Raw genomic sequence first — 22,097 nt, forward strand, 5'->3', positions numbered from 1 at the left:
TCAACTAGCAGCTTGTAGCTTGTAGCTTGTAGCTTGTAACTGCTCTTAAAGCCCCTGTTTGAGGCTGGCTTCGAGGTACCCGTCGAGGTCGCCGTCGAGCACCTTCTGGCAATCGCTACGCTCGACACCGGTACGCAGGTCCTTGATGCGCGAGTCGTCAAGCACGTAGGAACGGATCTGGTGGCCCCAGCCGATGTCCGACTTGCTGTCTTCCAGCGCCTGGGAAGCGGCGTTGCGCTTCTGCATCTCCAGCTCGTACAACTTGGCCCGCAGCATCTTCATGGCGGTGTCCTTGTTGGCGTGCTGGGAACGTTCGTTCTGGCAGGCCACCACGGTATTGGTCGGCACGTGGGTGATACGCACCGCCGAGTCGGTGGTGTTGACGTGCTGGCCACCGGCGCCGGAGGAGCGGTAGGTGTCGACGCGCAGGTCGGCGGGGTTGATCTCGATCTCCACCTTGTCGTCGATCTCGGGCGATACGAACACCGCCGAGAACGAGGTGTGGCGACGGGCCCCGGAGTCGAACGGGCTCTTGCGCACCAGGCGGTGCACGCCGATCTCGGTGCGCAGCCAGCCAAAGGCGTACTCGCCCTTGATGTGCACGGTGGCACCCTTGATACCCGCGACTTCACCTTCGGACAGCTCGACGATCTCGGCATTGAAGCCGCGCTTGTCGGCCCAGCGCAGGTACATGCGCAGCAGGATGTTGGCCCAATCCTGGGCCTCGGTACCGCCGGAGCCGGCCTGGATATCCAGGTAGCAGTTGTTCGGGTCCATCTCGTGGCTGAACATGCGGCGGAATTCCAGCTGCTCGAGAATTTCGCGCAGGCGCTCGACTTCGGCGGCGACGTCGTCGACGGCGCCCTGGTCGTTTTCCTCGACGGCCATTTCCAGCAGGTCGCGCGAATCGGCCAGGCTACCGGTCAGGTCGTCGATGGTTTCGACGATCTGCGCCAGGGTGGCGCGCTCGCGGCCCAGGCTCTGGGCGTATTCGGGCTTGTTCCAGACGTTCGGGTCTTCGAGTTCGCGGTTTACTTCGACGAGACGATCATGCTTGTGATCGTAGTCAAAGATACCCCCGAATGGTCTGGGTGCGCTCGGACAGGTCCTTGATGCTGTTCAGGATCGGGTTGATTTCCATGGCTGGCGGCACTCGCAGGTAAAACTTCGGAAAAGCCGCGGAGTATACCCGACTCGGGCTATTCTGGCAGCACGTTAGGGTCTGCTCCCGTTGAAACGGAAGCAAACCCTAGGCGGTGATCGACCACCTGCAGACCAATGGCCCTCTATACTCGAACCAGCCCCGCCCTCGCGCCAAGGATCTCCCGCCACCATGCTCCGCGCCCACAGCCTGCGTAGCCACTATGCCCTGCTCACCGTGCTACTGGTGTGCCTGCTCAGCCTGCTGCTCGGCAGCCTGATCAGCCGCGAATCGAGCAAGCGCATCCGCACTGAGATCGGCCGCGACCTGGCCGAGGTGTCCTACACCATGGTCGACCGCCTGGACCGTGACATGCACAGCCGCGCCAGCATGCTGCAGGTGATCGGCAGCCTCGCCGCCCTGCGCCAGCCGGGCGACGCCCGCGAAGTGCGTCGCCTGCTCGACGAACTGCAGGGCAAGTTCCCGACCATCGCCTGGATCGGCTTTACCGACGCCCAGGGCCAGGTACTGGCCTCCAGCAACGGTCTTCTCGAGGGCGCCAGCATCGCCCAGCGCCCGGTGTTTATCGAGGGCAGCCAGGGCCTGTTCATCGGTGACGTGCACGAGGCGGTGCTGCTGGCCAAGCTGCTGCCCAACCCCACCGGCGAGGCGATGAAGTTCGTCGATATCAGCCTGCCGGTGCGTGACGACACGGGCCGCCTGGTCGGCGTCCTCGCCTCGCACCTGTCGTGGTCCTGGGCCGAGGAGGTCCGCGAGGCGATCCTCAAGCCCATCGAAGACAGCCGTCAGATCGAGTTCTTCGTGATCAGCCGTGACCGCACCATTCTGCTCGGCCCGCGCGAGCTGGTCGGCCAGCGCCTGCATCTGCCGATGATGCAGAACCTGGCGGCCCAGCAGAGCGAATGGGCCGTGCAGCACTGGCCCGACGGCAAGCGCTACCTCACCGGCCTGACGGCAAGCCAGGGCTACCTCGACTACCCGGGCCTGGGCTGGATGGTCGTGGCTCGCCAGGATCTGCGCCTGGCCGATGCGCCAGTGCAAGCCATGCACCTGAGCATAGTCGCCTGGGGCGTGGTGCTCGCGGTGCTGTTCGCTGCCTGCGGCTGGCTGCTGGCCAGCTACGTGACCCGCCCGCTGCGCACCATCGCCCGCGCCGCCGACCGCCTGGCCAATGGCGAGATCACCGTGATCCCGGAAATCGGCAGTCCTCGGGAAATCGCCCGGCTCAGCCACTCCATCCGCCACCTGGTGGAAAACCTCACGCACCAGCACACCGAGCTAGACGCCCTGGAAAACCGCGCCCATCACGACCCGCTGACCGGCCTGCCGAACCGCGCCGCCCTGGCCCGCTTCCTGCCACGGGCGCAGCAGCGCAACCACGGCACGCAGGACGGCCTGGCGGTGCTCTATCTGGATCTCGATGGCTTCAAACCGGTCAACGACCGTCATGGCCATGCCGCGGGCGATCAGGTGCTACGCGAGGCCGCGTCCCGTATGCGTGGCTGCCTGCGCGGTGGCGACCTGGTGGTGCGCCTGGGCGGCGACGAATTTCTGATGATCCTGCAAGTCGCCGCCGGGGAAGGCGTCAACCAGACCCGGCAGGTCGCCGAGCGGACGCTGCAGGCACTGGCGGCGCCGATTCTCTGGGAAAACCAGCAGCTGCAGATCGGCTGCAGCATCGGCGGCGCGTTATGGCCCCGGGACGATGCCGATCTCGAGCAGGTGGTGGAGCTGGCCGATCAGGCCCTGTACCGAGCCAAGCAGACCGGCCGTGGCCGGGTCATGCTGCATGGCGACGCGCCCGACGCCCTGGGGTGATTCAGCTCAGGGCACTGGTATCGTTGACCAGGCCGACCTGATCGCGACCGGCTTGCTTGGCCATGTACAGCCCCTGATCGGCCAGACTGACCAGTTGCAAGAAGGCTTGACCGACTCGCGGCACCAGGGTAGCCACCCCGATGCTGACAGTCAGCACCGAGCCTGGCTCGGGCTTGTCATGGGGGATGCCCAGGTCGGTGACGGCGCGGCGCACCTTTTCCGCGAGCAGTCGCGCACCGCCGGCCGAGGTGCTGGGCAGCACCATGGCGAACTCCTCACCACCGTAGCGCGCCGCCAGGTCGGTGGAGCGGCTGCAGCTGCCGCGCAGCGCCGTGGCTACGCGACGCAGGGCATCGTCGCCGGCCACATGGCCAAAGCGGTCGTTGAAGCTTTTGAAGAAGTCGACGTCGATCATCAGCAGCGACATCGGTGCCTGCTCACGGGTGGCACGGCGCCATTCCATTTCCAGGTATTCGTCGAAGTGACGACGATTGGACAGCCCGGTCAGGCCGTCGGAGTTCATCAGCCGCTGCAGCACCAGGTTGGTCTCCAGCAGCTGTTGCTGGCTTTCGCGCAGGGCGCGGTAGGCTTCGTCACGCTGTTGCAGGGCCATGTAGGAGCGCGAGTGATAGCGGATGCGCGCCACCAGCTCGATGGTATCGGGGAGCTTGACCAGGTAGTCGTTGGCGCCAGCGGCGAACGCCGAGCTCTTCACCCTGGCGTCGTCCTTGGTCGACAGCACGATGATCGGCACATCGCGCAGCGCCGGCCGCGCGCGGTACTCGCCGAGCAGGGTCAGACCGTCGACACCGGGCATCACCAGATCCTGCAGAATCACCGTCGGGCGCAGCTGCTCGGCCGCCGCGATGGCCTGGGTCGGGTCCGAGCAGTAATGGAAGTCGATACCCTCCTCGCCCAGCAGCTCGCGCCGCACCGCTTCACCGATCATCGCCTGGTCATCGACCAGCAATACCATGACCGCGCCGTCCTTGCGTGAAGCGAATGCTTCTAGGGAATGGGGTGGGGCTTGCATGTGGGTCTCCGGACCGGATGGAAGGCGCGTCTAGGGTGCCAGTTAGTCTATCAGCCAAACAGCTCGACGATACGCGGTGCAATGCGCTCCAGCGCAAGTATCTCCTTGGCCGCCTGCAGCTCGGCGGCGGCCTTGGGCATGCCATACACCGCGCAGCTGGCCTGGTTCTGCGCTAGGGTGGCAAAGCCGCGGCTGCGCATGTTCTTCAGACCCTGGGCGCCATCACGGCCCATGCCGGTGAGCAGCACGCCGATGGCCTCGCCCGTCCAGTGCTCGACCAGGCTGTCGAAGAACACGTCTATGGAAGGCCGGTAGACGTGGCTGCGCGGCTCCTCGGTGTAGGTCAGGGTGCCGTTGCGCAAGAGGCGCATGTGGTTGTTGGTACCGGCCAGCAGCACCACACCGGGCTGCGGCTGCTCACCATCGCGGGCCAGGCGCACCGGCAGGGCCGACTCCCCGGCCAGCCAGTCGGCCATGCCGGCGGCGAACACCTCGTCGACGTGCTGCACCAGCATCACCGCCGCCTTGAAATCACGGGGCAGTTGCTTGAGCAGCAGGGCGAGGGCGGCCGGCCCGCCAGCCGACGCGCCGATCGCCACCAACCGGCGCGCCGCCGAGGCGCTGGACGAGACGGATGAGACGCTGGCCTTGCGATTGCCGCTCTGGCCGATCAGCCAGCCGATGTTCTGGATCTTGCGCAGCAGCGCGGCAGCGTCGCTGCTCTCGCCGGTCAATGACGGCGTGTTGACCGCATCCAGGGCACCATGCCCCATGGCCTCGAACACGCGATTGACGTACTGCTCGATATCCACCGAAACGATCAATACCGCACAGGGCGTCTGGGCCATGATCCGCCGCGTCGCCTCGACGCCGTCCATGACCGGCATCAGCAGGTCCATCAGCACCAGGTCGGGCAAATCGGCCTGGCAGCAGGCCACGGCCTCGACCCCATCGCCTGCCACCCAGGCGATACGGTGCGCCGGCTCCTGGGCCAGGGCGCGGCGAATGGCCTCGACCGCCAGCGGCATGTCATTGACGATCCCTATCTTCATTCGTGCGGTTCCCCAACCAGGTCAACCACGGCGTCGAGTAACGCCTCGTCATGGAAACTGGCCTTGGCAAGATAATAGTCGGCCCCGGCATCCAGGCCACGTCGGCGGTCCTCTTCGCGATCCTTGTAGGACACCACCATCACCGGCAGCGACTGCAGGCGGCTGTCACGGCGCAACAGGGTGACCAGTTCGATGCCATCCATGCGCGGCATGTCGATATCGGTGATCAGCAGGTCGAAGTGCTCGGCGCGCAAGGCGTTCCAGCCATCCATGCCATCCACCGCCACGGCGACGTCGTAGCCGCGTGACAGCAGAAGCTTGCGCTCCAGTTCGCGCACGGTCAGCGAGTCGTCGACCACCAGCACGCGCTTGCGTTTGCTGCCGGGCAACTGCCGGGCGTTGCGGTCGACCCGCTCCAGGCGCCCACTGCCGAGCAGCTTGGCCACCGAGTGGAGCATGTCCTCGACATCGAGAATCAGCACCGGGGTGCCATCGTCCAGCAGGGCGCCGGCCGAGACGTCCTGCACCTTGCCCAGCCGCGCATCCAGCGGCATCACCACCAGGGTGCGCTCACCGACGAAGCGCTCGACCACCAGGCCGAACAGGCTGTCGCGGTCGCGGATCAGCACCACCGGTATGCCGTTGTCGCTGGGCTTGCCTTCCGGGCGCTGGAGAATCTGGCTGGCGGCGATCAGGCCGACGTGCTGGCCTTCGCTCCAGAAATGCTGGCGCCCTTCGAGTTGGACGATGTCTTCGGCCTGCAGGCGGGTCATGCGTTCGATATGCGCCAGGGGCAGGGCGTAGGCTTCGCCGCCCACCTCGACCACCAGGCTGCGCACCACCGACAGGGTCAGCGGCACCTCCAGGTGGAAGGTCGAGCCCTCGCCCTGGCGCTGCTGCATGCGCACGCCGCCACGCAGCTGACGCACCATGTGCTGCACGGCATCCAGGCCGACGCCACGGCCGGACACCTCGGTCACCTGGTCACGCATGCTGAAGCCGGGCAGGAACAGGAAGGCCAGCAGCTCCTCCTCGGTCAACTGCTCGCCGGTCTGCTCGGTGGCGAAGCCGCGCTCGATCACCGCCCGCCGTAATTTATCGAGATCCACGCCGCCGCCATCATCACGCAGCTCCAGCAGCAGCATGCCGGCATGGTGACGGGCGCGGATCAGGATCTGCCCTTCCGCCGGTTTGCCCTGTGCCAGGCGCCGCTGCGGCGTCTCGATGCCGTGGTCGAGGGCGTTGCGCAGCAGGTGGGTCAGGGGCGCCTCGAGGCGCTCCAGCACGTCGCGGTCGACCTGGGTGCCCTCGCCCTCGACCACCAGGCGCACCTGCTTGCCCAGGGATCGGGACAGGTCACGCAGCATGCGTTCCTGGCCGGCCAGCACATCGGCGAATGGCCGCATGCGCGAGGCCAGCGCGGCATCGTAGAGGGACTGGGCGCGTTGCCCACCCTGCCAGCCGAAGTCGTCCAGGTCGGTCATGTGCTGGGCCAGCAGCTGCTGGCACTCGCCGAGCGCCTGGCGAGTTTCCAGCAGCATGGCCTCGGCCTGGGCATCCACCGCGCCCTTGGGCAGCGCCTCACGGGCGACGTCCAGCGCGCGGCGGGCGGTGGCCTGCAGGCGTTTCAGACGCTGCAGGCTGTCGCCCAGGGGCTTGATGCGCTGGAACTCCACCAGGGATTTGCTGGAGATATCCAGCAGGTGATCGAGTCGCTCGGCGCTGACCCTGAGAATCCGTGCCCGGCCCTCGCCACCCGGTTCGCTGAATTCCGGCTTGGTGGGCGTTGGCGCCACCGGTGGCTCGATGACGGGCACCTTGATTGGCGGCTCGGGCGGTTCGGCGCTGGCCGTTTCGACAATAGGCGCCTTAACCGGCGCCAAGGGTGGCACCGGGAGCCCCCGTGCCAGCGCCCCCAGGCGCGCCACCAGCGCGTCGATACCGGGGTCGACCACGCCAGGCTGCGCCGGCGGCGTGCCGAGGCCGAGCAGCAGATCGGCGCCTTGCAGCAAGGCATCGATATGCTCGGGGCTGAGCAGCAGGCGACCTGCCTGGGCTTCGACCAGGCAGTCCTCCATCACGTGGGCAACCTTGACCCCGGCATCCAGCCCGACGATACGCGCCGCCCCCTTGAGCGAGTGGGCCGCACGCATGCAGGCCTCCAGGCTGCCGGCATGCCGCGGGTCGCGCTCGAGCACCAGCAGGCCGCTGTTGAGCACCTGGGTCTGGGCCTCGGCCTCGAGCTTGAACAGCTCCAGCAGCGACGCGTCGCGCATCTGATCGGGTGTCATCCGAGACTCCTGGCGATGGTCTGCTGCACGATCTGCTCGTCGAGCAAGGTCACGCTACGGCCTTTCCACTGCAATACGCCTGCGGCGAAGCGGCGCCCCACCGGCGCACTGCCGGTCCCCGACTCGACGATCTGGCCGAGGGCAATCGCCTCGATGCCGTTGACCTCGTCGACCGGGATCACCACCGGCCCGTCGGCCAGATTGAAGATCAGCATGCGCGGCACCACACGCCGCTCGCTGACCACCTCGCCGCTATCGAGCCCGAGCATCTCGGCGAGAGAAAAACAGGCCACCAGGGCACCGCGTACGTTGGTCACGCCGATCAGCCCCACGGAACGCTGATGCGGCAGCGAATGAATCGGCGTACTGGCGGCGACTTCGCTGAGCGCCCGGGTCGGCAACGCCAGCCAGGCATCGCCAACCCGGAACAGCAGTAGCGAACGGCGCTCGCCGCTGTCCTGCTCGACCCACGCCTGCTCGGGCAGGGCGTCGTCGCGCTGCAGCGCGAAGCGGTCGAGCAGGCGGGTGGCCAGCTCGGCATGCACCTCGCAATTACGGCAGTGGATATGCTTGGCCAGGCGCTCGCAGGACTTGTCACCCCGTACGCCGATGCGGTTCCAGCAGTCGTCGACGGCATCCCGTTCGGCGTCGCTCAGCGGCAGCAGACTATCGCTCATCACGGCTCACTCCACGGCCCGCGCGCTGTTGCAGGCGCCTGGCGCCGGCCAGGTCGCCCCGGGCGGCGAGCAGCGTCGACAGGTGCGCCAGGGCCTCGGCATGGGTCGGCGCCAGGTACAGGGTCTTGCGGTAATAATCCTGGGCCTCGTTGCTGCGCCCGGCCACATCGCTGAGCAGGCCCAGCCAGTAGAAGGCCTGGGCGGTCGGCCCATGGCTGGTCAGGTAACGCTCGCAGGCAGCGCGGGCTTCATCGCTGCGCCCGGCATTGGCGAGGGCGGCAATGTCGTCCAGTGAGGTATCCGCGCCGACCACCGCCTGGGCAGGCACAGCCGCGGGGGAGCGACGGACCGGCGCCGGCGCCCTGGCGGCGGGGGCCGCCGCGACCGCAGGCCTGGGCCGCGCGCCGCTGCTCGGTACGCCCTGAACCACAACGCTGGCCGGCCGCGCGGCCTGGCGACGGAATACGAAGGCCAGTGGAATGTTCAGCGCCTGCATGCCGACCTGGCTGAACAGGCTGGCTTCCGCCGGCCCGATGAACAGCGCGCCGTCGTCGCGCATCAGGCGCTGCAGCACGGCGGCCACCCTGTGCTGGGTGGGCCGGTCGAAGTAGATCAGCAGGTTGCGGCAGAACACGAAATCATAGGGGGCCTCACCGGCCAGCAAGCCGGGGGCCAACAGGTTACCGGCCAGCAGGCGAACCTTGCGCCGCACCTCGTCGCGCAGCTCGAAGCCTTCGGCGGTCTCGGCGAAATGGCGGTCGCGAAAACCCAGGTCATCGCCACGAAAGGAGTTGCGGCCGTACAGGGCACGCTCGGCGCGCTGCAGGTTGACCTCGCTGATGTCCATGGCATCGATGCGAAAGCCATCGCCAGGCAGGCCGGCATCCAGCAGTGCCATGGCGATCGAGTAAGGTTCTTCGCCCGTCGAGCACGGCAGGCTGAGGATGCGCAGCGCCCGGGCGCCAGCCAGTTGCGTGCTGCGCTCACCGGCCAGCTTGGTCAGCGCGACGAAGGACTCCGGGTAGCGGAAGAACCAGGTCTCCGGCACCACCACCGCCTCGACCAGCGCCTGTTGCTCGCTGGCCGACGCCTGCGCTTTCAGCCAATAGGCATCCTCACTGGCACAACCGAGGGCCGCGACCCGCTGGCGAACCGCACGCTCGATCACCACCTGGCCGACCGATTCGGCATCCAGGCCGATCAGGCCGTGCAGCAACTGCGCGAAGCGCGAGTTCATCGAGCGCCCTCCGCGTACAGCAGTTCGCGAACTGGTTCGTCGAGCAGATCGGCAACCCGCACCCACTGCACCAGCCCCTGCTCGGACTTGAGCACCGGCCCCAGATAGCGGGCGTCCGCCAGGCTGACGCCGCTGTTCACGAAGGCCTCGGCAGGGCTGCGCAGGGTGTCGCTGGCCTGCTCGAGAATCAGGCCCAGCCAGCGCGCCGGTTGATCGCCCTGGGGCCTGTAGTTCACCACCACCAGCCGGGTGCTGGTGCGCACTACCGCGGGCTGGCCGAGCGCCTGGGCGGTCAGGTCGACCACCGGCACCGGCGTGCCGCGAAACACGAACAGCCCGGCGACCCAGTCAGGCGCGGCGGGAATCTGCTTGAAGCGGCGCAACGGCAATACCTCGACCACCTCGTGAACGTCCAGGGCGTAACGGTCGCTGCCCATGCTGAACAGCAGGAACAGTTGCCCCGGGCTACGCCGCCCCGGCGAAGGCCTGCCTGGCTCGACCATCGGTTCAGACCTTGAAGCGGCTGACGCCAGCGCGCAGACCGTTCGCCACCAGGTTGAGGTCGTCGATAGAGGCGCTGGCCTGGCGCAGCGACTCGACGGTCTGCGACGACGCCTCGCTGAGCTGCACCAGGGCCTGGTTGATCTGCTCGGCACCGGTGGACTGCGCCTGCATGCCTTCGTTGACCATCAGCACCCGCGGCGCAAGGGCCTGCACCTGGTGGATGATCTGCGCCAGCTGCTCGCCGACCTGGCCCACCTCGGCGATGCCGCGACGCACCTCTTCGGAGAAGCGGTCCATGCCCATCACCCCGGCCGACACCGCCGACTGGATCTCGCGCACCATCTGTTCGATATCGTAGGTGGCCACCGCCGTCTGGTCGGCCAGGCGACGCACCTCGGTGGCCACCACCGCGAAGCCGCGGCCGTATTCGCCGGCCTTCTCGGCCTCGATGGCCGCGTTGAGCGACAGCAGGTTGGTCTGGTCGGCGACCTTGACGATGGTGGTGACCACGTGGTTGATGTTGCCGGCCTTCTCGTTGAGGATCGCCAGCTTGGCGTTGACCAGTTCGGCAGCGCTCATCACCTGGTGCATGGTGTCTTCCATGCGCGCCAGGCCCAGTTGCCCGGCGCCGGCCAGGGTCGAGGTCTGCTCGGCGGCGCCGGAGACCTCGGTCATGGTGCGCACCAGGTCTCGCGAAGTGGCGGCGATCTCCCGCGAGGTGGCCCCGATTTCCGTGGTGGTGGCGGCGGTTTCGGTGGCGGTTGCCTGCTGCTGCTTGGAGGTGGCGGCGATCTCGGTGACCGAAGTGGTGACCTGCACGGACGAACGCTGCGCCTGGGCGACCAGAGTCTTGATCTCCTCGGCCATGCCGTTGAAGCCGGTTTCGATGGCGCCGAACTCGTCGCGGCGGCCGAGGTTCAGGCGCGCGGTCAGGTCGCCACCGGCCAGCACCTGCAAGGTGTCGACCACCTGCTGCACCGGGCGGGTGATCGCCTGCATCAGGAAGTAGCCACAGACGAACGCCGCGACGATCGCCAACAGCACGGAAATCGCCATGCTCAGCTCGGCGCGGTTGACCGCCGACACGATATCTCCGGCCGAGGCGTAGGCCATGTCGCGGTTCAGCTCGATCATCGCGGTGAGCTGGGTGCGGCCTTCGTTCCAGGTATCGGTCAGCGGGCCGTTGAGTCGCGCTGCAGCCTCGGGCTGTCGCCCCTGGTCGTACAGGTTCAGCACCTCGGCCTGCTGCTGGGCGAACAGGTCGCGGGTGCGTTCGAAGGCTTCCAGGGCGGCACGGTCGCCGTCATCGCGAATGGTGGCGCGGTAATCGGCCAGCGAGGCGACCAGCCTGTCGCCAGCGCTCTTGATCAGCTGCCGGTCCGCGTCGTCGAGTGCGTGCGCTTCGCGCAGGCTGACCTGGACGATGGTCTGGTGGAACATGTCCGTCCAGACGCTGCGCACCTGGGTAATATGGAACATGCCGGGCATGGCGTCGTCCAGCAGGCGGGTTGCACCGTCCTGGACCTTGAGCAGGCGCTCGAAGGAGGCGGCGGCCATCAGCAACATGATGGCGATGATGACCGCAAAACTTGCCTGGATACGCTGGCGAACAGTCCAGTTCTTCACATTCAACCCCATTGCCGATATTCCTGATCCAGCCGTAGGGCGGCGCCCGCAGCTTATGCGCCCGGACTCTAGGGGCGTTGCGTGTGCAGCGCAAGCGAGACCGGACCTATTTACTGTAGAACAGGCGCCGGGTCATGAAGGGCGAACAAGGCCGGCGCCTGCCGGACGGCGCGCGGCCGTCGGCAGCCGGGTGCGGGGGTTACTGAAGGTCCTGGCGAACCTGGGCTTCCAGCTCGGCCTTGAGGGCGGGGTCGAGCTTCAGGTGGCGGGCCAGTTCATCCAGGTAGGCGCGCTCCATGAAGTGCTCCTCGTCGACCATCAGTACGCTGGCCACGTACATTTCCGCGGCCATTTCCGGGGTGCTGGCGGCGCGCGCCACATCGGCCGGGTCCAGCGGCTTGTTCAGCTCGGCGTGCAGCCAGTGCTGGGTTTCAGTGTCGCTGGTCAGCTTGCTGAACTCGCCTTCGATCAACTCCCGCTCGCGCTCGTCGACATGGCCATCGGCCTTGGCCGCCGCCACCAGCGCCTTGAGGATGCCCTGGCTGTGCAGCTCCACCTGCGGCGCCGGCAGGCGATCGAGGGTCTGCGGCTCGCCCTTGGGCGCATTGGCCTGCTTGGCCTGCCAGTTGCCATAGGCCTTGTAGGCGATCACGCCGAGCGCGGCCAGGCCGCCATAGATCGCCACCTTGCCACCGACCTTGCGTACTCGCTTGTTGCCCAGCAGCATGGCCAGCGCCGCGCCGCCACCGGCGCCCTTGAGCATCGAGCCGATGCCGCCGTTGTCGCCCTTGCCGGCGCCAGCGGCGTTGCCGCCCAGCAGGCCGCCCAGCGCACCACCGAGCCCGGACGAAGACTTGCCAGCGGTTTTCTGTTGCAGCAATTCCTGCCCGGACTTCAGCAGTTGGTCGAGCAAGCCACGCGTATTCATGGAGTTCTCCAATGGTTCAGGAACGGACGAATCTACTGGGAAGCCGGGCCGTCGTCGGTTACAGATTGCGTCAGGATATTGCGCGCACGACCACCCAAGCCCAGTCAATAGACAGGCCTAAAGCTCGCTCCGTTCAAAGCTGAACCAGCAGGTAGCTTTTTACGGCTTGCTAACGCGGGGCCAGGTGGGAGATCAACAACTGCACCGATTCCTGGCCGCGGAACTCGTTGACGTCCAGCTTGTAGGCCAGCTCGACCCAGCGCACGGTCGGGTTGGGCCACACTTCGCGGTCGACGCCAAAGGCGATGCCGTCCAGCTGCAGGCTGCCGCATTCGCTCTTGAGCACCACCTTGAGATGACGCTCGCCGACAATACGCTGCTGCACCAACTGGAAGGCGCCGTGGAACAGCGGCTCGGGGAAGTGTTGCCCCCAGGGGCCGGCATTGCGCAGCTCGCGGGCCAGGGGCAGGTTGAATTCATCGATGCTCAGCACGCCGTCGGAAAGCAGGCGGCCGGTCAGGTCGTCCTCGCAGAGCTGGCGGCGCACTTCGTCGTCGAAGGCCCTGGCGAAGGTCTCGAAGTGCTCGGCCGGCAACGACAGGCCGGCGGCCATGGCATGGCCGCCGAACTTGCTGATCAGCCCCGGATGGCGCGACGCCACGGCATCCAGCGCATCGCGGATATGAAAGCCCGGCACCGAGCGCGCCGAGCCCTTGAGCATGCCCTCCCCGGCATCGGCGAAGGCGATGGTCGGGCGGTGGTAGCGCTCCTTCAGGCGCGAAGCGAGGATGCCGATCACCCCCTGGTGCCAGTCGGCCTCGAATAGACAGAGGCCGAACGGCAGGCTTTCCAGCGGCAAATCCTTTAGCTGGGCCAGGGCCTCGCGCTGCATGCCCTGCTCGATGGCCTTGCGGTCCTGGTTGAGCTGGTCGAGCTGCACCGCCATGTCGCGGGCCAGGGCTTCGTCTTCGCAGAGCAGGCACTCGATGCCCAGGCTCATGTCGTCGAGGCGCCCCGCCGCATTCAGGCGCGGGCCAAGAATGAAACCCAGGTCGGTGGAGGTGATGCGCCCATGTTGCTTGCCGGCCACTTCCAGCAGCGCACGCAGCCCGGGCCGGGCGCGACCGGCACGAATACGCGCCAGGCCCTGGTGCACCAGGATGCGGTTGTTGGCGTCCAGCGGCACCACGTCGGCGACACTGCCCAGGGCCACCAGGTCGAGCAGTTCGCCCAGGTTCGGCTCCGCTCGCTCGGCCGTGAACCAGCCCACCTCGCGCAGCCGCGCACGCAGCGCCAGCAACACGTAGAAGATCACCCCGACCCCGGCCAGCGATTTGCTCGGGAAGCTGCAGCCCGGCTGGTTGGGATTGACGATGGCGTCGGCCGCCGGCAGCTCGTGGCCCGGCAGGTGGTGGTCGGTGACCAGCACCTTCAGCCCGGCTGCCTTGGCAGCCGCCACGCCGTCGATGCTGGAGATGCCGTTGTCCACGGTGATCAGCAGTTCGGGCTCGCGGCTCAGCGCCACGGCGACGATCTCCGGGGTCAGGCCATAGCCGTACTCGAAGCGGTTGGGCACCAGGTAATCGACATGGGCGGCGCCCAGCATGCGCAGGCCGAGCAGCCCGACGGTGCTGGCCGTGGCGCCATCGGCGTCGAAGTCGCCGACGATCAGCATGCGCTGACGCTGGCGCAGACCTTCGACCAACAGCTCGACCGCCGCCTCGATACCCTTGAGTTGGGAAAACGGAATCAGCCGCGCCAGGCCCTTTTCCAGTTCCACTGCCGAGAGCACCCCGCGCGCGGCATAAAGGCGGGTCAACAAGGGCGGCAGGTTGCCCAGGTCGGGCAGTGAGGCGGGAAGCGGGCGGGACTCGATACGCATGAAAATCAACTTCTATTCATTAGAGCCTGCTCACGATCTGTAGCTGACGTAGGGTGGACAACGCTTTTTTTGTCCACCACTGCAATTGCAGAACCGTGGACGGATGAAGCGTCGTCCACCCTACAAAGGCCGTTTATACAACTTTGCCAGCAAAGTCGATGAAGGGGAGACCATAGATAGTGACAGGCTCTTACAGTAAAACGAAAGACTCAGAAACGCTCGCCTGTCAGCCACTCGACCGGAATCTCGTGCTGGCCGCGCTCGTCGGTGACGAACAGTTCGCCGTCGCTGATCATCACGCTCCAGCTCAGCGAGCGCGGCAGATCCTGGGACAGTTCGGCCAAGGCCTCCTGGCCCAGGGAGACGACGTTGATGTTCTTCAGGCTGCGCACCGGATCCAGGCACTTGGTCTGCCAGACGCGCAGGTTGCCGTAGGCCACCAGGCTGAATTTCTCGGTGCGCCGCGAGCACCAGGTGATGCGCTCGCTGTCCGGCTGGCCGACTTCGATCCAGTGCAGCACACGACCATCCAGGCTCTTCTCCCACAGCGCCGGCTCGTCGACGTCCGACAGGCCACGGCCAAAGGCCAGGCTTTCCTGATAGAACAGCGCATAGGCGATCAGCCGCGCGGCCAGGCGCTCCTCGGTTTCCGAAGGGTGGCGGGCCACGGTGAAACGCAGGCTTTCGTAGATGCTGCGATCGATATCGGTGAGGTTGAGATCGATCTTGTAGGTCGTGGACGGCAGGGCCATGGCGCGCTTCTTGAAATTCGGAAAAGTGCGCCAGTCTATCAGGCCGGCCAGGAGCGTGGGCAAAGCGCCGCCCAAAGGAGGCGCCCGCCACGCGTCAAGCGGTCAGGAATCGCTCTTCCAGTCCGGGTAGCGGCGCTCGGCCGGCGCCGGCGGGAAGTACTGGTACAGCCAGGTCTCGCTGAGCACTTCCTTGTTGTCGACGCGGCGCAGGTAGGCGCGCATGTTCACCGGCTCGACGCTGTCGCTGGTGGGGAACCAGTCGAACTGCGCGCGGAAGCCTTCCACCTCCGGGTACAGGGCCAGGATGCTGAAATCCTTGACCTCGCCATGGGAGGCCTCGACCACTACCTCGACCTGGGCCTTGGCGTCCATCTCTGCCAGCGGGCCGCCCGCGAAATCGATGGCGAAGCGCCGTGCCCAGACCTTCGGCCAGTGCTCGCCCGGCGCCCAGCCCAGGATGAAGCCACCCATGCCGGAGCGGGTGGCATGCACCTGGGCCAGGGTCGGTTTCACCGGCGGCAGCGCGGCCCAGTAGAGCTTGTAGCCGAAGTTCAACGAGGTGCCGGGCTCGATCGGCTGCTTGGGGTTCCAGAAGCAGACGATGTTGTCCATGGTCTCGCCGGTGGTGGGAATCTCCAGCAGATCGATGCTGCCCTCGCCCCACTGGGTGGTCGGCTCGACCCACAGGCTCGGACGGCGGCTGTACCAGACCACGGTGTCCTGGTAGGACTTGAAGTCATGGTCGTACTGCACCAGGCCGAAGCCCTTCGGGTTGGTGTCGGCGAAGGCGTTGAACTGCAGTTTTTCCGGGTTGTTCAGCGGCCGGCAGACCCACTCGCCGTTGCCGCGCCACATGGACAGGCGATCGCTGTCGTGGATGGCGGTGGCGATGAAGTCACAGCGGTTACGTTCATGGCCGCCGCAGGCGAACATACTGGTCATCGGCGAAATACCCAGCTGCTTGATGGTCTTGCGGGCGTTGATATGGGCGTCGATATCCATCACCACCTGCTTTTCCTGGCAGTCGATATCGAAGCGGAAGGCGCCGGTGGCGCTCGGCGAGTCGAGCAAGGCGTAAAGCACGAAGCGGGTGGCGTTCTGGTCCGGCGTCTCGAACCAGAACTCGGTGAAGTCGGGGAACTCTTCCGGGGTGTCGGTAAAGGTGTCGACCGCCAGGCCCCGGGCCGACAGGCCGTACTGGCCGGTGTTGTCCACCGCGCGGAAGTAGCTGGCGCCCAGGAAGGAGACGATGTCGTACTTGGCGATGTTCGGCTGCTTGAACACCTTGAGGCCGGCGAAGCCCAGGTCGCCCTTGAGCTGCGCAACATCCACGCCGCTCTTGCCGTACTCGAACAGCTCGGGGCGGAAATGCACCTCACGGGCCTGACGGCTCTTGGGGTAGACGGCGTGCATGCGCACCGGCTGACGAAAGCCCATGCCGACGTGGAAGAAGTGCACGTCCAGTTGCCCGTCCAGCTCGTTCCACAGCGAATGCGCCGGGTCGTACTGGATGGCGTTGAACTGCTGGGGCGTCAACTTGGCGAGGGTCTCCGGCAGCACCTCGGCGGTGCTCTGGTAAGCCCGGCCGGCCATGCGCTTGGCGCGCGCCTGCAGTTGCTTGAAATCGAAGGGTTCAGCTTCGCCGTCAGCGGTCTTGGCGAAGCTGTGCAGGCTGAACAGGCTGGCCGGCAGGCCACTGGCGGCAGCCATCATCATGGAGGCTTTGAGAAGGTCACGTCTATGCATGGGCATCCCTGGCTAGGTAAGGAATCTGCATGTCGCCCAAGGGCGCTGAAAAATCCCTACAACAGATAGCCCTACCCGCCACATGGTTCCGCGCTGAATGTGCAACCGGCTGGTAAACGCCGCCAGCGGCACAAGCGAAACGCTGAGGGTGAAACGGCAACAGACCCTAGCGCGCCGCCTTCAGCAGGTTGCCGATGGCCCTGCGGTCACGCTTGCCGTCGCGCTTGTCGAGCAGATCGAGAAAGGCGAAGGAGTCGAGGCCGTTGAGCGTGGTCTTCGGGCTGACGATCTTGCGCTTCGGGTTGGCGCCCTGTTCGAGCAGCAGCTTCACCAACACCGGCTCGTTATAGAGGATGGCGCCATTGAGGGCGGACAGGCCCATCTGATCCGGCTCGTCGACCGGGCAGCCGGCCTCCAGCGCCTGTTTCATCTGCGCCAGCGCCATGTCCTTGCGCGCCTCGGACTCGCCGTAGGCCGCCGCCATCAACGTCAGTGTCGGCGCCTGCATGCCGGCATTGCCAAGCACGCAGCCGCGCTCGTCCATTACCTGCAAGCCGTGGCCTTTCTGTACATCTTCGGCGTGGGCGGCGCCGGCCAACAAAAGGCACAGCGCCAGAACTCTAAACTGCATAACGTTTCTCCAGGGTGCTATAGCCCATACCTACGCCCTTGTTGACCTTGAGCTGCACGGCAACCCGCTCCTTGAGCGCCTCGACGTGGCTGATCACGCCGATCATCTTGCCGCTGGCGTTGAGATTGTCGAGGGCATCGAGGGCCACTTCCAGGGTTTCGCCATCCAGCGTGCCGAAGCCTTCGTCGAGAAACAGCGAGTCGATGCGCGTCTTGTGGCTGACCAGATCGGACAGCGCCAGGGCCAGGGCCAGGCTGACCAGAAAACTCTCGCCACCGGACAGGGTTCGGGTGTCGCGGGCCACGTCGCCCTGCCAGGTATCGATCACCTCCAGCTCCAGCTCGCCCAGGGATTTGCGCGCCAGCTGATAGCGGCCGTGCAGGCGCAGCAACTGACCATTGGCCAGGTGCACCAGGTGGCCGAGGGTCAGGCCCTGGGCGAAGCGCCGGTACTTGGCGCCATCGGCCGAGCCGATCAGGCTGTTGAGCTGCTGCCAGCTGTCGAACTCGCCTTGCTGCCGGGCGATGGCCTCGAACAGCGCCTGCTGGTTGAGCCGACGCTGATCGTCGCCCTGCAGTTGCCCGCGAATTTCGCCCTGGCGCTGGCCGAGTTGCTTCAGGGTCGCTTGCAGGCTCTGCAGCTGTTCATCCAGATACTCGGCGCTGTGTTCGGTCTGCGGCTCGGCACGCAGCGCGGCCAGTTGCCCCTGAGCGGCGGCATGCAATGCCCGGGCTTCGGTCTGGGCCTTTTCCAGGCGCTGCTTGAGCGCCTGCAGTTGCTCGCGCTGTTGGTCATCGAGCGCGGCGCCGAGAAACTCCTCTTCATCGTTGAACGGGCTGCCGGCCAGTGCCGCCTGCCACTGCGCCGCGGCAGTCTGCTCTGCCTCGCGCAGGCCAACCTGGCGCTGCGCACAGCTGTCCAGGGTGATGCGCAGCTCCAGGCAACGGCGCTCGGCGCTGTGCCACCCGACCAGGGCTGCTTCGAGCTGGGCTGCCGCCCCGTCGAGCAGTTGGGCGACGATCGGCTCACCGCCCGCCTCCTGCCACCGCCCTTGCCACTGCTGCGCCTGCCTGTCGGCCTCGCCGGCCTGATGCAGCAATGCCGGTTGTTGCTGCGCCAGTGCCTGGCGCCGCTGTACCGCCCCGTGCCAGTGCTCGACATCGGCCTGACGCGCCGCCAGCCAGCTCGCGCCGTCCTCGGGTAACGCGTAGCCAAAGGCGGCCAGTTGCGCCGTCAGTTCGGCCTCGACCTGCTGCTGATGCCCACGCTGCGCCGCCAGCTGTTCGTCCAGCGCCTGTTGCGCCGCCTGGACACGGTCGCGATCACGCTCGACGGCGCCCAGTTGCTGCTGGGCCGCCGCGTGTTTCTGGCTGCTGATCGCGGCGTCCTGACGGGCGCGCTCGAGCTCCTGCTTGAGGCTGTCGAGCTGCTTCAAGGTCGCGTCGACCTCGACGCGCTCGGCAATCTGCCGGGTCTGTGCGGCGGCCAGCGCCGCCTCGTCTTTGGGCAATGGCTCGAGCACCTCGCCCTGGCGCTGCCAGGCAGCGGCCAGCGCGTCGAGCTGGCGCTGCAGGTCCTGCTCCTGCTCACGGCTCTGCGTCACCTGGGCCTGCAGCATGGCGACCTGATTGCCAAGGTTTTGGCCCTGCTCGGTCAATGCATCTAGGGTCTGCCGCGCGTCGTCGCGCTCGCGCTGCGTGGCCGACACGTCCAGCGTCTGGTAGGCGGCGATGGCCGGGTGCTCGATGGCGCCGCACAGCGGGCAGGGCTGATCGGCCTGCAACTGCGCACGGTAGGCCTCCAGGGCCTGGATACGCTGCTCCTGCTCGAGCAGTTTGTCCTGATCGCTCAGCCTCTGTTTGACTTCGCGGTAGCGCTCGCGCAGGGCCGTGCGCTGCGCTTCGCGTTCGCCCAGGCCCTGCAATTGCCTGGCGAGGCTGGCGGTAACGCGCTGCAGTTGCTGGGTGAGTTGCGCGCGCCGTTCGGCCAGCTGCGCCAGTTGCTCCAGCGCGCTGCCGCGGGCATGCACCTGCTGCCAGTGCGTGCGCCAGTCGCTTTCGCTGCGCCCGGCCAGGGCGGTTTGCCAGCGCCCCTGCACCTCGGCGACCCGCTGTTCGGCATCGACCTTGGCCTGGGCCACGGCCTGCAGCGACTGCGCGAGGCGGCTCAGGTCGAGCTCGAGCTGCTGAAGCTGCTCGGCGCCCGCCTGCTGCCTGGCCTGCAACCCGGCTATCGCCTGCCTGGCCTGATCGCGCACCGCGAAGGCGCGCTGCCAGCCGCTGAGTTGGGCGCTCAGCCGCTCCTGGTCGGCCGAAGCCTGCAACTGCGCATCGAGGGCGCGACACTCCTCCTCCAGCCGCTGCAAAGCCTGGTGCTTTTCCAGGGAGACTGCCGCGCTGGCCCTGGCGGCCTGGTGCAGATGGTCGTGCAGCCGCGCTTGGGCTTCGGCGAGTTGCTGTCGATGGGCGCGCTGTTCCTCCTCGCTGGCAGCCAGCACACGGGCGGCCTCACGCCGGGCCTGATAAGCCGGCTGCAGGCGCTGTGCGGGCGCGCTGTCACGCAAGCGTTTCAGTTCGTCCGCGGCCTCCTGCTCGGCCTGGGTGGCTGCCTCGACCTGAGCCGCCGCCGCGGCGACCTGCGTTTCGGCACGTGCCAGGTCGGTCAACCACTGACGCTGCCGGCCGGCTTCGGCAGAGGCTGCTTGCGTCGCGCCCTCCTCGGCCGCCAGTTGCCCCGCCTCGTCGGCGAGTGCCTGGCGTTGCGCGTCATCGAGCAACTCGACGCCCTCGGCGCGGGCGCGCAACTGGTCGAGTGCGCTCTTCACCTCACGGGTCTGCTCGAACACCCGCTGGGAAATCAGCCCGTAGATATCGGTGCCGGTCAGCTCTTCGAGCAGTTCGGCGCGCTGGTTGGCGGAGGCTTCGAGAAAGGCCGCGAAACCGCCCTGGGCCAGCAGCATCGACTTGGTGAAGCGGCCGAAATCCAGGCCGGTGAGGCGCTCTACCTCCCTGGGCTTTTCGCTGAGTTTGTCGGTGATGATCTCGCCGTCCAGCCGCGCCAGCTCGGCCTTGGCGCCCTGCAGCGCACCATCGGCCTTGTCCCGCGCCCGGCGCTGGCTCCAGAACGCCCGGTAACTCTGGCCCTTCACCGCAAACTCGACCTCGGCCAGGCACTCGGCGGTGTGCCGGGTCATCAGCTCGTTCTCGCCACCGACCTTGTCCATGCGCGGGGTGCGGTGATACAGCGCCAGGCAGATGGCGTCGAGCAGCGTGGTCTTGCCCGCCCCGGTCGGCCCGGTGATGGCGAACAGGCCGTTGCTGGCGAACGGCTCGGCGGTGAAATCGATCTTCCACTCGCCCTTGAGCGAGTTGAGGTTCTTCAGGCGCAGGCTGAGGATTTTCATGGCGGCAGGGCTGGGCTCGAAACGGTAGCAGGCGGCTATTGTGGCATTGTTGCCGGGTCACCGGGCCTTGCCGACCGCAGTCGTTGACGCGGGTGGTAACAAAAACGTCCTGTTACATCTGCGCCGCCCGGGTAACGTGTGAGGTTCGCTTATCAGGAGAGATTCGCCATGACCCGTCCCGCTCATCTTTTGCTCGGTGGTATCGCACTCGGTCTCGCCAGCCTCGGCGCCCAGGCGGCAGAGGCCCTGCCCCAGGCACAGTGGCCATTCACTGCCGAGCCTCGTGTCACCCTCGACGAGCCCTGGGCGATGACCTTCCTGCCCGACGGCACGCTGCTGGTCACCGAGAAGCGCGGCGTGCTCAAGCATGTCGACCCGAAGAGCGGTAAAAGCAGCGATATCGCCGGCGTGCCGGAAGTGGCCTATGGCGGCCAGGGCGGTTTTGGCGACGTGATCCTGCACCCGGACTTCGCCAACAATCACTACGTCTATATCAGCTATGCCGAAGCCGGTGAGGGTGACACCCGCGGCGCTGCGGTCGCCCGCGCCAAGCTGCAACTCGGTGACGATGGCGGCGGCGCCCTGACCGAGCTCGGCGTGATCTGGCAGCAGACGCCGAAGGTCAGCGGCAGTGGCCACTACGGTCATCGCCTGGCCTTTGGCCCGGACGGCAAGCTGTGGATCACCTCCAGCGAGCGGCAGAAGTTCACCCCGGCCCAGAACATGCGAGCCAACCTCGGCAAGCTGGTGCGCCTCAACGACGACGGCAGCCTGCCGGGCGACAACCCGTTCGCCGACCAGGGCGGCGTGGCCGCGCAGGTCTGGTCGCTGGGCCACCGCAACATGCTCGGCATCGCCTTCGACGCCAACGACAAGCTCTGGGTACACGAAATGGGCCCGGCCGGCGGCGACGAGCTGAACCTGATCGTACGCGGCGAAAACTACGGCTACCCCGAGGTCTCCAACGGTGACCACTACGGCGGCAAGCCGATCCCTGACCACGATACCCGCCCGGATTTCGAGGCACCGAAGATCACCTGGAACCCGGTCATCTCGCCGGCAGGCTTCGTCATCTATGAGGGCGAGCATTTCCCCGGCTGGGACGGCGCCGGGCTGATCGGCGGGCTGTCCTCCCAGGCGCTGGTACGCGTCGCCTTCGACGGCGACAGCGCCCGCGAGGCCGAGCGCTACGACATGGGCGCGCGCATCCGCGAAGTGGAGCAAGGGCCGGATGGCAGCGTATGGCTGCTGGAAGACGGCAGCGGCGGCCGGCTGCTGGAGTTGCAACCCAAGTAGCCCGCGCAGAGGTAGCGCACAAAAAACCGCAGCCTGACTGCGGTTTTTTTATGCCGATA

General features: G+C 66.9%; 16 protein-coding genes. 2 read left to right on the forward strand and 14 right to left on the reverse strand.

Annotation, left to right across the window (positions count from 1 at the left end):
- Positions 1 to 45: 45 nt before the first annotated feature.
- Positions 46 to 1,141 (reverse strand): peptide chain release factor 2 gene (prfB, locus tag SA190iCDA_RS19955; protein WP_139159568.1). Its coding sequence is split into 2 segments (ribosomal slippage): positions 46 to 1,068 and positions 1,070 to 1,141, totalling 1,095 coding nucleotides; the frame shifts between segments, so codons are not numbered across the junction.
- A gap of 192 nt (positions 1,142 to 1,333) precedes the next feature.
- On the opposite strand from prfB, the gene SA190iCDA_RS19960 reads away from it, so the two are divergent.
- Positions 1,334 to 2,980 (forward strand): diguanylate cyclase domain-containing protein, encoded by a 1,647-nt coding sequence (locus tag SA190iCDA_RS19960; protein ID WP_070888037.1) that lies wholly within the window; start codon positions 1,334 to 1,336, stop codon positions 2,978 to 2,980.
- A 1-nt stretch (position 2,981) separates the two neighbouring features.
- Here the strand turns inward: SA190iCDA_RS19960 and SA190iCDA_RS19965 are convergent, their stop codons facing one another.
- The 13 genes from SA190iCDA_RS19965 to sbcC form a co-directional block, all read right to left on the reverse strand.
- Positions 2,982 to 4,013, reverse strand: coding sequence for a diguanylate cyclase (locus SA190iCDA_RS19965; RefSeq protein ID WP_070888036.1), 1,032 nt, complete (start codon positions 4,011 to 4,013; stop codon positions 2,982 to 2,984).
- A 50-nt stretch (positions 4,014 to 4,063) separates the two neighbouring features.
- The gene (locus SA190iCDA_RS19970; protein ID WP_070888035.1) at positions 4,064 to 5,065 is read right to left on the reverse strand and encodes a chemotaxis response regulator protein-glutamate methylesterase; all 1,002 of its coding nucleotides are present in this window, start codon (positions 5,063 to 5,065) and stop codon (positions 4,064 to 4,066) included.
- A complete protein-coding gene (locus tag SA190iCDA_RS19975; RefSeq protein WP_070888034.1) occupies positions 5,062 to 7,356 on the reverse strand; it encodes a hybrid sensor histidine kinase/response regulator in 2,295 nt (764 codons plus the stop codon). The genes SA190iCDA_RS19970 and SA190iCDA_RS19975 overlap by 4 nt, the downstream gene beginning before the upstream one ends.
- Positions 7,353 to 8,033 (reverse strand): chemotaxis protein CheW, encoded by a 681-nt coding sequence (locus SA190iCDA_RS19980; protein ID WP_070888033.1) that lies wholly within the window; start codon positions 8,031 to 8,033, stop codon positions 7,353 to 7,355. Before SA190iCDA_RS19980 ends, SA190iCDA_RS19975 begins: the two co-directional genes overlap by 4 nt.
- Positions 8,023 to 9,270 (reverse strand): CheR family methyltransferase, encoded by a 1,248-nt coding sequence (locus SA190iCDA_RS19985; protein ID WP_070888032.1) that lies wholly within the window; start codon positions 9,268 to 9,270, stop codon positions 8,023 to 8,025. The genes SA190iCDA_RS19980 and SA190iCDA_RS19985 overlap by 11 nt, the downstream gene beginning before the upstream one ends.
- The gene (locus SA190iCDA_RS19990) at positions 9,267 to 9,773 is read right to left on the reverse strand and encodes a chemotaxis protein CheW (protein WP_070888031.1); all 507 of its coding nucleotides are present in this window, start codon (positions 9,771 to 9,773) and stop codon (positions 9,267 to 9,269) included. The genes SA190iCDA_RS19985 and SA190iCDA_RS19990 overlap by 4 nt, the downstream gene beginning before the upstream one ends.
- Positions 9,774 to 9,777: 4 nt before the next feature.
- Entirely contained in the window at positions 9,778 to 11,400 is a 1,623-nt protein-coding gene (locus tag SA190iCDA_RS19995; RefSeq protein ID WP_070888058.1) for a methyl-accepting chemotaxis protein, read from the reverse strand.
- Positions 11,401 to 11,599: 199 nt separating this feature from the next.
- Positions 11,600 to 12,328: a tellurite resistance TerB family protein gene (locus tag SA190iCDA_RS20000; protein WP_070888030.1), complete on the reverse strand. Its 729-nt coding sequence runs from the start codon at positions 12,326 to 12,328 to the stop codon at positions 11,600 to 11,602.
- Between the two features lie 169 nt (positions 12,329 to 12,497).
- Positions 12,498 to 14,210: a single-stranded-DNA-specific exonuclease RecJ gene (recJ, locus tag SA190iCDA_RS20005; protein ID WP_070888057.1), complete on the reverse strand. Its 1,713-nt coding sequence runs from the start codon at positions 14,208 to 14,210 to the stop codon at positions 12,498 to 12,500.
- A gap of 209 nt (positions 14,211 to 14,419) precedes the next feature.
- Positions 14,420 to 14,962, reverse strand: coding sequence for a YaeQ family protein (locus SA190iCDA_RS20010; RefSeq protein ID WP_070888029.1), 543 nt, complete (start codon positions 14,960 to 14,962; stop codon positions 14,420 to 14,422).
- A gap of 102 nt (positions 14,963 to 15,064) precedes the next feature.
- Positions 15,065 to 16,708: a glucan biosynthesis protein gene (locus tag SA190iCDA_RS20015; RefSeq protein ID WP_070888028.1), complete on the reverse strand. Its 1,644-nt coding sequence runs from the start codon at positions 16,706 to 16,708 to the stop codon at positions 15,065 to 15,067.
- Between the two features lie 166 nt (positions 16,709 to 16,874).
- Positions 16,875 to 17,339, reverse strand: a complete 465-nt coding sequence (locus SA190iCDA_RS20020) for a hypothetical protein (RefSeq protein WP_070888027.1) — start codon at positions 17,337 to 17,339, stop codon at positions 16,875 to 16,877.
- Positions 17,329 to 20,742: an exonuclease subunit SbcC gene (gene sbcC / locus SA190iCDA_RS20025; protein ID WP_070888026.1), complete on the reverse strand. Its 3,414-nt coding sequence runs from the start codon at positions 20,740 to 20,742 to the stop codon at positions 17,329 to 17,331. Before sbcC ends, SA190iCDA_RS20020 begins: the two co-directional genes overlap by 11 nt.
- Before the next feature lie 168 nt (positions 20,743 to 20,910).
- Here sbcC and SA190iCDA_RS20030 point away from each other — a divergent pair, with 168 nt between their 5' ends.
- Positions 20,911 to 22,038 carry a PQQ-dependent sugar dehydrogenase gene (locus SA190iCDA_RS20030; protein ID WP_070888025.1) on the forward strand — a complete coding sequence of 376 codons (1,128 nt, stop codon included), beginning with the start codon at positions 20,911 to 20,913 and terminating at the stop codon, positions 22,036 to 22,038.
- The last annotated feature ends 59 nt before the right edge of the window (positions 22,039 to 22,097 follow it).

The organism is Pseudomonas argentinensis (assembly GCF_001839655.2).
GTDB lineage: Bacteria > Pseudomonadota > Gammaproteobacteria > Pseudomonadales > Pseudomonadaceae > Aquipseudomonas > Aquipseudomonas argentinensis_B.